This is a genomic window from Lentzea alba (assembly GCF_047445655.1).
GTDB classification, from domain to species: domain Bacteria; phylum Actinomycetota; class Actinomycetes; order Mycobacteriales; family Pseudonocardiaceae; genus Lentzea; species Lentzea alba_A.
In genome coordinates this window covers 114106-126564 of sequence record NZ_JAJAEG010000006.1, presented here as the reverse complement: position 1 = coordinate 126564, position 12459 = coordinate 114106, and the positions used below count along the sequence as shown (strand labels likewise).

The following is a 12459-nucleotide window of genomic DNA, read 5'->3' as shown; positions in this document are numbered from 1 at the left end:
GTGGTTGTCGAACGACCTCCTTCCGTAGGAGGCTGCTATGACCCACGTCACACTGCGCGTCCACGAAGACGGAGCCGACGACGACCGCATCGAGCAGCTCACCGGCTTTCTCCGCGCCGAGCTGCAGGAACTGGTGCCCGTCACGGGCGTTTCGGGGGAGGCCGCTCCCGGTGCCAAAGCGATCGACCTGGCCGAGCTGGGCACGTTGCTGACGACGGTGTCCCAGTCGACGGTGCTGGCCGCCCTGATCAACGCCGTCTCCGCGTGGCTGGGCCAGCGCCGCGAGCGTTCCGTGACCGTCGAGGCCGACGGCGACCCGCTGGAACTGACCGGCGCCCCTTCGGACGAAGAACGCGCCGCGGCCGCCGAGTGGCTGGAGCGCCGCCGCCTCCGCCGCTACGCGTTGATCATCGCGAGCTACGAGTTCGCCGACCCCGGCCTGTCCTCCCTGCGCGCCCCGGCTCACGACGCCGCCCGCCTGGGCGAGGTCCTGGCCGACCCCCGAATCGGCGGCTTCCAGGTCCGCACCTTGATCAACTCGTCGGCCGCCGAGGTCAACGAGGCCGTGGAGGACTTCTTCGCCGACCGCGAACCCGACGACCTCCTGGTGCTGCACTTCTCCGGCCACGGCGTGAAGGACGAGGCCGGCGAACTCCACTTCGCCACCGCCGGCACCAAACTCAACCGCCTCGCCGGCACCGCCGTCTCCGCCGACTTCGTGGCCCGCCGCATGAACCGCTCCCGCTCCCGCCGAGTGGTCCTGCTGCTGGACTGCTGCTACTCCGGCGCGTTCGGCCGAGGCATGGTCGCCCGCGCAGGCGGTGCCGTCGCCCTGGAAGAACAGTTCGGCGGCAGCGGCCGAGCCGTGATCACCGCGTCCTCCGCGATGGAGTACGCCTTCGAGGGCGCCGCGGTCGCCGACACGTCCGAGGCCGAGCCGTCGGTGTTCACCTCGGCGCTGGTGGAGGGCCTGGAATCCGGCGACGCGGACCGCGACCAGGACGGCCACGTGGGCCTCGACGAGCTCTACGAGTACATCTACGACCGCGTGCGCCGCGTGACCCCGCACCAGACGCCGGGCAAGTGGATGCTCGACGTGCGCGGCGACCTCCGCATCGCGCGCCGGGCCCGCCCGGTGACCGTGCCGTCCGCGCTGCCGACCGAACTGCAGGAGGCCATCGACCACTCGCTGCCCGGGGTGCGGGCCGGGGCTGTGCCGGAGTTGCAGCGGATGCTGTCGGTCGCGCACGAGGGGCGGGTGCTGGCGGCGCGGCTGGCGTTGCGCCGGCTGGCGGACGACGACAGCCGGATGGTGGCGACGCGGGCCGCGGAGGCGCTCGGCATCGACAAACCGGCTCCCAAGGCCGTGGCAAAGGAAGCCCCTCGGCGGGCTCCGGCCCCGACCTCTGAGATGAAGACCCCGAAGCCTCTCGAACCCAAGCCCTCGCAGGCCACAACCCCGGAACCTTCCGAACCGAAGCAGCCCCGCCCGCTACTGACCAAGCCACCTGACCCGGGCTGGTCCCAGGCCTCCGCCCGGCTGTCCGACGCGCTTCCCCGCCTGATCGCGGGCGTTGCCCTGACCCTCCTCGTGATCGGCCTGGCCGTCGCCCCTGGCGTCCTGAGCCCGATCGGCGACTCCGCGCCCACCAGCACGCTGGTCGGCACAGTCTGGCCGTGGGCTCTCGTCGCAGCGATGTTCCTGCTGATGTGCCGCGACCACCCGTGGGTGCCAGGAGCGGCATTGGGCCTGCTGGCAGCCACCACCGGGATGCTGTCGACCACCATCGGCGTGTTCGGCGGGGGCTCGGTCTTCCGCTGGCTCCTGCTGGGCCTGGCCGCGGCGGCGCTGGCGGCCGCGTGCCGCACGAGTCCCTGGTGGCTCGGGCTGGCAGGCGGTGTGCTGGGCGCGGCCGGCGTCTACGTGCTCGGCTCCTCGGCCGAAGACCTGTCGTCGATCAACGGAGACACCTCAGACGTCACGTTGCTCGCCGCGGCGAGCGGCCTCGTCGTCCTCGCCGCCTACCGGGTCTGGCGCGACAAGACGTGGCTGAGCCCGGTCCCACCGGTGTTGCTGCTGGTCGGAGCGGTGCTGACGCTGACGGCCGACAGCGTGCCGCAGTACGCCACGCACGCCGGCATGGCCACGCTCGTGGTGGTGCCGCTGATCGCCATCCTGGCCAGCGGCACCGCCCGGTTCGCCGGCTATCTCGCCGTCGCTGCCGGATTGCTGGTGCGCGCCAACGAGTACGTCGCACACACGGAGCTGTCGTTCACGACCGTCGCCTACGTCCTGCTGCCCCTCGCCGCCGCCATAGCCGCCTACTTCTCGCTCGACCGCTGATTCTTGCGCCGCTTGCCCTCGTGCATCGCGACCACCCGCGCGACCGGGATCCCGTGCCCCTCAGCGATCAGGTCGTCGGGCAACGTCTGCTGAGCGGGCATCAGTGAAGTCCACGGATCGCCGTCGAACCGCGTCCGAACGGTGAAGTCCGCAGGCGAAACGTCGGCCAACGACTCCCACGGCACCGGGAACGAGATCGGCAGCCCCTCCCGCAACCGCGGGCTGTAGGCGGCGACCACCGTGGCACCCCACGCACGGGTCGAGTCGAGGAACACCTTCCCGCCCCGCTCCGCCCGGATGTACGCGGTCGTGGCGATCTCCGGGTTGAGCTTCTCGGCCCGCGCCGCCAACGCCCGCGTCGCCGCGGCGACATCGTCAGGATCGTGGTGCGACAACGGCACGAAGATGTGCACACCCTTCGCCCCGCTGGTCTTCACCGCGCCCTCCAAGCCCGCCTGCGCCAGCGCCTCCCGGATCAGGAAGGCGGAAGCGACAACGACGTCGAACCCGGAGCCCTCGGGCGGATCGATGTCGAGCACCATGTGCGTCTGGTGGTCGCCGAGGAACAACGGCACGTGGTACTCGACGGCCCGTTGGTTCGCGAACCACATCAGCGTCTGCTTGTCGTCGCACAGCGCGTACTTGATCTGCCGGTGCGACGCCTCAGCCCAAACCTCGACAGTCTTCACAAAGCTGGGCGTGTACTTGGGGACGTTCTTCTGCATGAACGGGTCCTGACCGCGCAGAATCCGCCACACCGACAGCGGACGCCCGGCGAGCACCGGCACGAACCGGTCCGCGACGAAGTCCAGGTACTCGACCAGGTCACCCTTGATCGTGCCGCCGAACAACGGCTGGTCGAGCGACGAGAACTTGATCTCACTCATCGGGAACCTCGAGTTCGTCGCGCGCCGCCCACTCCAGCAACGGCTCGATGGACCACACTGCGTCGTCGATGCCGGCGTGCAGGTCGCCCAGCTCCGCGTAGCGCGCGGGCACGGTGGCGATGGTGAACTCACGCGGGTCGACGTCCGGGATCTCGTCCCACCGGATCGGCGTCGACACGGTCGCCTCGGGATGACCCCGGACCGAGTACGCCGAAGCGATCGTGCGGTCACGAGTGTTCTGGTTGTAGTCCACGAACACCAGAGACGGATCCCGGTCCTTGCGCCACCACGTGGTCTCGACGTCGTCCGGCGCACGCCGCTCCACCTCGTGCGCGAACGCCAAAGCAGCCTTCCGCACGTCCTGGAAACCGAACGACGGCTTGATCCGCACGTAGATGTGCAGCCCCTTCGACCCGGACGTCTTCGGGAACCCCACGGCACCGAGCTCCGCCAGCACCTCCTGCACGACCAGCGCCACCCGCCGCACCCGGTCGAACGAACAGGTCGGCCCGGGATCGAGATCGATGCGCCACTCGTCGGGCTTCTCCGTGTCGGCCGCGCGCGAGTTCCACGGGTGGAACTCCACAGTGGACATCTGCACCGCCCAGATCACGTCGGCGATGTGCGTGACGCAGAGTTCGTCCGCATGGCGGTTGTAGCGCGGGAAATGCACGCGCACGGTCCGCACCCACGGCGGCGCGCCGTGCGGAAGCCTTTTCTGGTGCACTTTCTCACCGGTCACGCCCTCGGGGAAGCGGTGCAGCATGCACGGCCGTTCCCGCAGCGCGCGGACGATTCCGTCACCGACGGACAGGTAGTAGTTCGCGAGATCCAGTTTCGTCTCGCCGCGCGCGGGAAAGTAGACGCGGTCGGGGTTGGAGATCCGCACGACGCGGTCCTCCACCTCGAGCTCCACAGCCGGGGACTTGCCCATGCCGTCCAACCTAACCGTTTCCAGGCGTTTCCTCAGCCCGAACGGTGTTTGCATGCCAAGCGTGGTCTGCACACTCTGGTTCCGACGACTGACCGAGGCGCCCGCCGGCGCTCCGCGGCTGGTCTGCTTCCCGCACGCGGGTGGCGCGGCGAGCTGGTACCAGCCGTTCGCCGAGCACTTCGAGGGGCGCGCCGAACTGGTCGCCGTCCAGTACCCAGGAAGGCAGGACCGCAGGTCAGAGCCTCTGATCGACGACATCCGCCGGCTGGCTGACCAGATCGCGCCGCTGCTCACGCGCGACCGCCCGCTGCACCTCTTCGGCCACAGCATGGGCGCGATGATCGCGTTCGAGGTAGCCCTGCGGAACGAGCCGGACCACCTGTTCGTCTCCGGTCGCCGCGCACCGCAGATCGTCCGCGACGACCGCGTGCACCAGAAGGACGACACCGGCCTGATCGCCGAGGTCCGCAAGCTCGCCGGCACGAACGCGCGGGTGTTCGACGACGAGGAGCTCGTGCGGATGGTGCTGCCCGCGATCCGCGCCGACTACCGGGCCGCCGAGACCTACCGCTACCGGCCCGGCCCGTCGCTGGCCTGCCCGCTCACCGCACTGACCGGCGACGCCGACCCCAAGGCCTCGGTCGGCGAAGTCGAGCAGTGGCGGGAACGCACCACCGGAACTTTCGCACTGAGAGTGCTCCCCGGCGGTCATTTCTTTCTGTCGGACAACAGAAGTGCGGTCGCCGCCTTTGTTTCCGGCGAAACCCCTAGTGCCTGAACCCCTAATTTGGCAAGGGATTTCAGGTCCGTCCCGTTGCGGACCTTCATGAGGTGATGAGAGGAAACGGGATGACCAAGCGGGCACTGATCACCGGGATCACCGGGCAGGACGGGTCGTATCTCGCCGAGCACCTGCTGCGGCAGGGCTACCAGGTGTGGGGGTTGATGAGGGGACAGGCGAACCCGCGCAAGATGCGGGTGTCCCGCCTGATGTCGGAACTGTCCTTCGTGGATGGTGACCTGATGGACCAGGCGTCACTGGTGTCCGCTGTGGACCTGGTGCAGCCGGACGAGGTCTACAATCTCGGCGCCATCTCGTTCGTGCCGATGTCGTGGCAGCAGGCGGAGCTCGTCACCGAGGTCAACGCCATGGGCGTGCTGCGGGTGCTCGAAGCGATCCGCATCGTGAGCGGGCTGTCCAGCAGCCGTCACAACGGCGCCTCGGCCAAGAACATCCGCTTCTACCAGGCCTCGTCGTCGGAGATGTACGGCAAGGCGGCGGAGACCCCGCAGCGCGAGACCACGATCTTCCACCCGCGCAGCCCGTACGGCGTGGCGAAGGCGTACGGCCACTTCATCACCCGCAACTACCGCGAGTCGTTCGGCATGTATGCGGTCGGCGGCATCCTGTTCAACCACGAGTCGCCGCGTCGTGGCGCGGAGTTCGTGACCCGCAAGATCTCGCTCGGTGTTGCGAAGATCAAGCAGGGTCTGCAGGACAAGCTGGCGCTGGGCAACCTGGACGCGTTGCGCGACTGGGGTTTCGCGGGCGACTACGTGCGCGCGATGCACCTGATGCTGCAGCAGGAGGAGCCGGAGGACTACGTCGTCGGCACCGGTGAGATGCACTCCGTGCGCGACGCCGTGCGCCTGGCGTTCGAGCACGTGGGCCTCAACTGGGAGGACCACGTCTACATCGACCCGGTGCTGGTCCGCCCGGCCGAGGTCGAGATCCTGTGTGCCGACACCACGCGCGTGCGTGGCGAGCTCGGCTGGAAGCCCGAGGTCGACTTCTCGTCGCTGATGAAGATGATGGTGGAGGCGGACCTCAAGCACGTCGCCACCGAGCACGAGTACGGCGACCTGCTGGCCGCCGCGAGCTGGTAATCCCGCTTCAACAAAAGAGATCCGCAGCCACCTGGCTGCGGATCTCTTTTGTGCTTTAAGCGGTGTAAAGGCGAGCGTAGAAACCGTTGGCGGCAATGAGTTCTTCGTGCGTTCCGCGCTCCACGACCGCACCCTGGTCCATCACGACGATGAGGTCGGCGTTGCGGATCGTCGACAGCCGGTGCGCGATCACGAAGCTCGTCCGGCCGGCCCGCAGCGACGCCATCGCCTGCTGGATCAGCACTTCCGTGCGGGTGTCGATCGACGACGTGGCCTCGTCCAGCAGCAGGATCGCGGGCTGGGCCAGGAAAGCCCGCGCCAGCGTGATCAGCTGCCGTTCACCAGCGGACAGCCCGCCGTGCTCCTCGTCGAGCACGGTGTCGTAGCCGTCAGGCAACGAACGCACGAACCGGTCCACGCACATCGCTTTAGCCGCCGCGACGACCTCGTCCCGAGTGGCACCAGGCCGCCCGTAGGCGATGTTCTCGGCGATCGTGCCCTCGAACAGCCAGGTGTCCTGCGAGACGAGTCCGATGGCCGACCGGAGATCTTCCCGGGTCATCGCCGTGACGTCCGTGCCGTCCAACAGGATCCGCCCGCCGTCGAGGTCGTAGAACCGCAACAGCAGGTTGCCCAGGGTCGTCTTGCCGGCACCGGTCGGCCCGACGATCGCGACGAGCCGGCCGGGGGAGGCCGTGAGCGACAGGTCGTCGATCAGCGGCTTGTCCGGCACGTACCGGAACGAGACGTGCGAGAACTCGACGTGCCCGCGCACCGGCGAGACCGTCGCGGGCCGGGCGGGCGCCGGCGTCTGCTCAGGCTCGTCCAGCAGCTCGAACACCCGCTGCGCGGACGCGATGCCGGACTGCAGCTGGCCGGAGAAGTTCGCGACGTCGATGATCGGCCGCGAGAACATGCCGGAGTACTGGATGAACGCCTGCACGTCACCGATCGACACGCTGCCGCTCGCGACTCTCAGCGCGCCGACCACCGCGACCAGCACGTAGTTGAGGTCGGTGATGAACCGCGTCGCGGGCCCGATCAACCCGGAGATCGCCTGCGCGCTGAACGACGACCGGTACATGGTCTCGTTGCGCACGGCGAACTCCCGCGCCGCCTGCTCCTGGCGGCCGAACGCGGTGATCACCGCGTGCCCGCTGTACATCTCCTCGACGTGCGCGTTCAACGCCCCCGTCGACTGCCACTGCTCGGCGAACTTCGGCATGGCGCGCTTGGAGATCACCGCGGCCAGCACCAGCGCGATCGGCACGCAGATCAGCACCAGCACGGCGAGCTCGACGGAGATCACCAGCATGATCGCCAGCACGCCGAAGACGCTGACCACCGACGTGAGCATCTGGCCGATCGACAGCTGCACGGTCCGCTGCAGGTTGTCGACGTCGTTGGAGACACGGGAAAGCACCTCGCCGCGCGGGTTGCGGTCGAAGTAGGACAACGGCAACCGGGTGAGTTTCGCGTCGATGTCCTCGCGCAGCTGGTAAACGGCGTGCTGGACGATGTTCGTGACGATCCAGCCCTGCACGAGCATGCTCAGCGACCCGATCACGTACAGGCCCATGATGACCAGCAGCAGCTGGCCGAGCGTGGTGAAGTCGACGCCCTGCCCTGGCACGACGTCGACGGTGCTGATGACGTTGGCGAGCGTGTCCTTGCCCTGTTCGCGCAGCTGGGCGAGGATCTGCTCCTCGGTGGCGCCCGCGGGTAGCGTGCGGCTGACCAGGCCGGCGAAGATGAGGTCGGTGGCGCGGCCGAGCAGGATCGGGCCGAGCAGGTTGAGCCCGATCGACACGACCGCGAGCAACCCGATCACGACCAGCTTGCTCTTGTACGGCAACAGCAAGCCGAAGAGGCGTTTCGTCGTGCTGGGTTTCTTCCGCTCTTCGGCCTGTGCGGTGACTTCGGGATCTGCGAGCAGTGTCATCGGCCGGCCCCTCCAACAGGCTGGGAGAGGGCGATCTCCCGGTAGGTCTGGTTGCCGCCGATCAGCTCGGCGTGCGTGCCGGAGCCGGCGATCTGGCCGTCCTCCAGCACGATGACGCGCGACGCCGCCTCGACGGTGCTGATCCGCTGGGTGACCAGCAGGATCGTCGCGTCGCCGAGCTCACGGGCCAGCGCGGCGCGCAACCGGGCCTCGGTGCCCAGGTCGAGCGCGGAGAAGCAGTCGTCGAGCAGGTAGATCTCGGGCCTGCGGACCAACGTTCGCGCGATCGCGAGTCGTTGTCGTTGTCCACCCGAGACGTTCGAGCCGCCCTGGGTGATCGGCGCGTCGAGCCCAAGTGGTCGGACGAACTCCGCCGCCTGCGCGATCTCCAGCGCGTGCCACAGCTCGTCGTCGGTCGCGTCTTCCTTGCCGTAGCGGAGGTTCGACGCGATCGTGCCGCTGAACAGGTGCGCTCTCTGCGGCACGTAACCGACAACCCGGTGCAGTGCGGCCGGATCCAGGTCGCGGATGTCCACACCGTTGATCCGCACCTCGCCGCCCGTGACGTCGTAGAGCCTGAGTGCCAGTGACAGCAACGTCGACTTGCCGCTGCCCGTGCTGCCGAGGATCGCGACGGTCTCGCCAGGGCGTGCGACGAGGTCGATGTCCCGCAGCACCGGCTTTTCCGCACCGGGGTAGCCGAACGTGGCTGCGCGCAGCTCCAGATGTCCTTTCGCGGTCATCCGGGTGACTGGTTTCTGCGGTTGCTTGATGCTGGATTCCGCGTGCAGCACCTCGTTGACGCGGCCCGCGGACACGGCGGCGCGCGGAGCCTCGGTGAAGACCAGCATCGCCATGATGATCGCGACGATGATCAGTGTGACGTAGGACAGCAGCGCGAGCAGTGCGCCGAGCTGCATGGTGCCGCCGTCGATGCGGTGGCCGGAGAACCAGATGATCGCGACGGTCAGCACGTTCATCACGGTCATGACCATCACCGGCAGCGCCGCCATGATCCGCCCGACCCGCAGCGTCGTGCCGTACAGGTCGCGGTTGGTGGCGTCGAACCGGCCGCGTTCGTGCGGGTCGCGGACGAACGCCCGGATCACCCGCACACCCGTGATCTGCTCGCGCAGCAGGTGGTTGATGCGGTCCAGGTAGTTCTGCATGGCCTCGTAGAACGGCGAAAGCCGCTTGAGCATCAGCGTCAGGCCGAGGATCACGATCGCGACCAGCGCGATCAGGATGGTGGACACCGGCACGTCCTGCACCAGCGCCAGCGCGACGCCGCCGACGCACATGATGACCGCCGACACGGCGACGTCGGCGGTGGTCAGCACGATGCTCTGGACCTGCTGGACGTCGTTGACGGTCCTGGTGATCAGCGACGGCGCGCCGATCTGGTCGACCTCGCGCGCCGACAGGTTCATGACCTTGCCGAACACCTTCTGCCGCAGGTCCCGGCCGAGCCCGGACGACATGCGGGAGCTGAGCAGCATCGCGCCGCTCGCGATGAGGATCTGCACCGCGGCCACGCCGAGCATGGTGAGGCCGGTGCCCCAGATGTAGCCGGCGTCGCCGCGCAGAATCCCGTTGTCGATGATCTGCGCGTTGAGCGTGGGCAGCAGCAGGGTCGCGGCCGTCTGGACCAGCTGCAGCACCACCAGGAGCACGAGCGTTCCCCGGTACGGCCGGAGGTGGTTGTTCAGGAATCTGACGAGCACACGGCACTCCCCAGGACGATGGGCATTGTGCCCAAGCGAACCGGAGAGGACGTACTGGCTTTCCCTAGACTTCCGTGCCGGTCTTTTCGCGGGCATTCCCTAGCTTTGGTGCTCTTACCGTGTAGGGCATGAGCGAGATCCTCAGCGCTATCGAATCGGACGACGCGGTGGCGCAGGACTTCGAGGCGTTGCCGGTCCCCGAGAGCTACCGCGCCGTGGTGGTCGAGGAGAGCGACGCGGAGATGTTCGCGGGCCTTGAGACCCGCGACAAGGATCCGCGCCAGTCACTGAAGATCCGCGACGTCGCGACGCCGGAGCTCGCGCCCGGTGAGGCGTTGATCGCCGTGATGGCGTCCGCGATCAACTACAACACCGTGTGGACCTCGATCTTCGAGCCTTTGTCGACGTTCGGGTTCCTGCGGCGGCTCGGTGGCAAGCACGATCTGCCGTACCACGTCGTGGGTTCTGACCTCGCCGGCGTGGTTTTGCGTGTCGGACCTGGTGTGACGGTGTGGAAGCCGGGCGATCGCGTGGTCGCGCATTGCCTGGACGTGCCGCTTGAGCACCCGGACGGCCACAACGACACGATGCTGGACCCGCAGCAGCGGATCTGGGGCTTCGAGACGAACTTCGGTGGCCTGGCCGATCTCGCGCTGGTCAAGGCGAACCAGCTGATGCCGAAGCCCGAGCACCTGACGTGGGAAGAGGCCGCCTCACCGGGTCTGGTCAACTCCACCGCGTACCGGCAGCTCGTGTCGGTCAACGGCGGCAACATGAAGCAGGGCGACACCGTGCTGATCTGGGGCGCGTCCGGCGGGCTCGGCTCCTACGCCACGCAGTTCGCTCTCAACGGCGGCGCCACTCCTGTCTGTGTCGTGTCGTCGCCGGACAAGGCCGAGCTCTGCCGCTCGATGGGCGCGTCGTTGATCATCGACCGGTCCGCAGAGGGTTACCGGTTCTGGAAGGACGAGCACACGCAGGATCCGCGCGAGTGGAAGCGTTTCGGTGCCCGCATCCGTGAGCTGACCGGTGGCGAGGACCCGGACATCGTGTTCGAGCACCCCGGCAGGGAGACGTTCGGTGCTTCGGTCTTCGTGGCGCGCAAGGGCGGCAAGATCGTCACCTGCGCCTCCACCTCCGGTTATCTGCACCAGTACGACAACCGCTACCTGTGGATGAACCTCAAGCACATCGTGTCGTCGCACTTCGCGAACTACCGCGAGGCGTGGGAGGCGAACCGGTTGGTGGCCAAGGGGAAGATCCATCCCACACTGTCCAAGGTGTACTCGCTCGACGAGACCGGGCAGGCCGCCCACGACGTGCACCGCAACGCCCACCAGGGCAAGGTCGGCGTGCTGTGCCTGGCGCCGTCCGAAGGGCTCGGCGTGCTCGACCACGAGCTGCGCGAGAGAAACATCGGCGCGATCAACCGATTCCGCACCTGACGACTGAAGGTTCCCGCGATGACGGAAGAAGTAATCGCGCCGGCTTCGGCGTGCCCGTTCCCGTTCGCCCGCGACCCGCACCGGCCGCTGGACCTGCCACCGGAGTACGCCCGGTTGCGTGCCGACCGGCCGGTCCAGAAGGTGACGACACCGGCGGGCGACACCGCCTGGCTGGTGGCCAGGTACGCGGACGTGCGGGCGCTTTTGGCTGACACGGAACGGTTCTCCGCCGAGGTGATGAACCCCGGCTACCCGCGGTACCTGTTCCCGGTCGACCCGCAGCCGGGCGCGTTCGTGACGGTCGACCCGCCGGACCACACCCGCTACCGGCGCATGATCATGTCGTTGTTCACCAAGAAGAAGGCCGAGGAGGTCCGGCCGTCCGCGCAGAAGCTGGTGGACGAGCGGATCGACGCGATCCTGAAGCTGCCCCAGCCGGTCGACCTGGTCACGCACTTCGCGCGCCCGATCCCGTTGACGGTCGTGTGCGAGCTCCTCGGCGTCCCCTACAAGGACCGCCTGGCGTTCGGCCGCTGGATCAACACCCTGGTCGAAACCACTTCCTCGCAGGCGCACCGCAACGCGGCAGCTGGCGCGTTGTTCGGGTATCTGACGAAGCTGGTGGTGCAGAAGGAGAAAGAACCGACCGACGACGTGCTCGGCCGGCTGGTGTCGACCCAGATGGCCGCGGGCGAGCTGAAGCGCGAAGAGGCCGTGGTCATCGGCATGATGCTGCTGTCCGCCGGCTACGACACCACCGCGTCGTCGATCGCGCTGAGCATCCTGACCCTGCTGGAACATCCCGAACAGCTGGCGAAGCTGCGCGAGAACCCGGACCTGATCGTGGGCGCCGTGGAAGAACTGTTGCGGCACCAGAACGTGATGCAGTGCGGCGTGGGCCGGGTGGCCCGCGTCGACGTGGAGATCGCCGGCCAGCAGATCAAGGCGGGCGAGGGGATCATCGCCCTGCTGTCGTCCGCAGACCGCGACGAGTCCGTGTACGCGGACGCCGACACGCTGGACATCACGCGCAAAGACTCCACTCCGCTGGCGTTCGGGCACGGCATCCACAGCTGCATCGCGAAGTTCCTTTCACGGGTGGAACTTCAGGTCGCGCTGCTCACGTTGATCACTCGCATCCCGACTCTCGCGCTGGCCAAACCGGCCGACGAACTCCGTTTCCGCGACGGCGCGATCGTCTACTCGCTGCGGGAGCTTCCCGTGGTGTGGTGACGTTTTCTGTTGGTGGGGCGCCTCTCTCGTAGGGGCGCCCCTTTCGTTTCTAGGGGTATGCCA

General features: G+C 68.0%; 9 protein-coding genes. 5 read left to right on the top strand and 4 right to left on the bottom strand.

Features of this window, described 5'->3' with window-relative positions; genetic code table 11:
• The first annotated feature begins 37 nt into the window (after positions 1–37).
• A complete protein-coding gene (locus LFM09_RS11530; RefSeq protein ID WP_414096358.1) occupies positions 38–2344 on the top strand; it encodes an effector-associated constant component EACC1 in 2307 nt (768 codons plus the stop codon).
• On the opposite strand, the gene LFM09_RS11525 is transcribed toward LFM09_RS11530, so the two are convergent.
• Entirely contained in the window at positions 2323–3231 is a 909-nt protein-coding gene (locus LFM09_RS11525) for a DNA polymerase domain-containing protein (RefSeq protein WP_414096357.1), read from the bottom strand. The two genes, LFM09_RS11530 and LFM09_RS11525, sit on opposite strands and share 22 nt — an antisense overlap.
• Entirely contained in the window at positions 3224–4165 is a 942-nt protein-coding gene (gene ligD / locus LFM09_RS11520; RefSeq protein WP_414096356.1) for a non-homologous end-joining DNA ligase, read from the bottom strand. Before ligD ends, LFM09_RS11525 begins: the two co-directional genes overlap by 8 nt.
• A 52-nt stretch (positions 4166–4217) precedes the next feature.
• On the opposite strand from ligD, the gene LFM09_RS11515 reads away from it, so the two are divergent.
• Both LFM09_RS11515 and LFM09_RS11510 read left to right on the top strand, forming a co-directional pair.
• On the top strand, positions 4218–4943 hold the full coding sequence (locus LFM09_RS11515) for a thioesterase II family protein (protein WP_414096355.1): 726 nt from the start codon (positions 4218–4220) through the stop codon (positions 4941–4943).
• A gap of 71 nt (positions 4944–5014) precedes the next feature.
• Positions 5015–6052, top strand: a complete 1038-nt coding sequence (locus LFM09_RS11510; RefSeq protein ID WP_414096354.1) for a GDP-mannose 4,6-dehydratase — start codon at positions 5015–5017, stop codon at positions 6050–6052.
• A gap of 55 nt (positions 6053–6107) precedes the next feature.
• Here LFM09_RS11510 and LFM09_RS11505 read toward each other — a convergent pair whose 3' ends face one another.
• Positions 6108–7994, bottom strand: a complete 1887-nt coding sequence (locus LFM09_RS11505; RefSeq protein ID WP_414096353.1) for an ABC transporter ATP-binding protein — start codon at positions 7992–7994, stop codon at positions 6108–6110.
• Positions 7991–9718, bottom strand: a complete 1728-nt coding sequence (locus tag LFM09_RS11500) for an ABC transporter ATP-binding protein (RefSeq protein WP_414096352.1) — start codon at positions 9716–9718, stop codon at positions 7991–7993. Before LFM09_RS11500 ends, LFM09_RS11505 begins: the two co-directional genes overlap by 4 nt.
• A 128-nt stretch (positions 9719–9846) precedes the next feature.
• Here LFM09_RS11500 and ccrA point away from each other — a divergent pair, with 128 nt between their 5' ends.
• Both ccrA and LFM09_RS11490 read left to right on the top strand, forming a co-directional pair.
• Entirely contained in the window at positions 9847–11163 is a 1317-nt protein-coding gene (ccrA, locus tag LFM09_RS11495; protein WP_414096351.1) for a crotonyl-CoA carboxylase/reductase, read from the top strand.
• Between the two features lie 18 nt (positions 11164–11181).
• Entirely contained in the window at positions 11182–12396 is a 1215-nt protein-coding gene (locus LFM09_RS11490) for a cytochrome P450 (protein ID WP_414096350.1), read from the top strand.
• Positions 12397–12459: the final 63 nt, after the last annotated feature.

Excerpts from the sequence above, each read along its gene's own strand:
- LFM09_RS11530 (WP_414096358.1), top strand. The coding sequence starts at position 38 with ATGACCCACGTCACACTGCGCGTCCACGAAGACGGAGCCGACGACGAC.
- LFM09_RS11525 (WP_414096357.1), bottom strand. The coding sequence starts at position 3,231 with ATGAGTGAGATCAAGTTCTCGTCGCTCGACCAGCCGTTGTTCGGCGGC.
- ligD (WP_414096356.1), bottom strand. The coding sequence starts at position 4,165 with ATGGGCAAGTCCCCGGCTGTGGAGCTCGAGGTGGAGGACCGCGTCGTG.
- LFM09_RS11515 (WP_414096355.1), top strand. The coding sequence starts at position 4,218 with ATGCCAAGCGTGGTCTGCACACTCTGGTTCCGACGACTGACCGAGGCG.
- LFM09_RS11510 (WP_414096354.1), top strand. The coding sequence starts at position 5,015 with ATGACCAAGCGGGCACTGATCACCGGGATCACCGGGCAGGACGGGTCG.
- LFM09_RS11505 (WP_414096353.1), bottom strand. The coding sequence starts at position 7,994 with ATGACACTGCTCGCAGATCCCGAAGTCACCGCACAGGCCGAAGAGCGG.
- ccrA (WP_414096351.1), top strand. The coding sequence starts at position 9,847 with ATGAGCGAGATCCTCAGCGCTATCGAATCGGACGACGCGGTGGCGCAG.
- LFM09_RS11490 (WP_414096350.1), top strand. The coding sequence starts at position 11,182 with ATGACGGAAGAAGTAATCGCGCCGGCTTCGGCGTGCCCGTTCCCGTTC.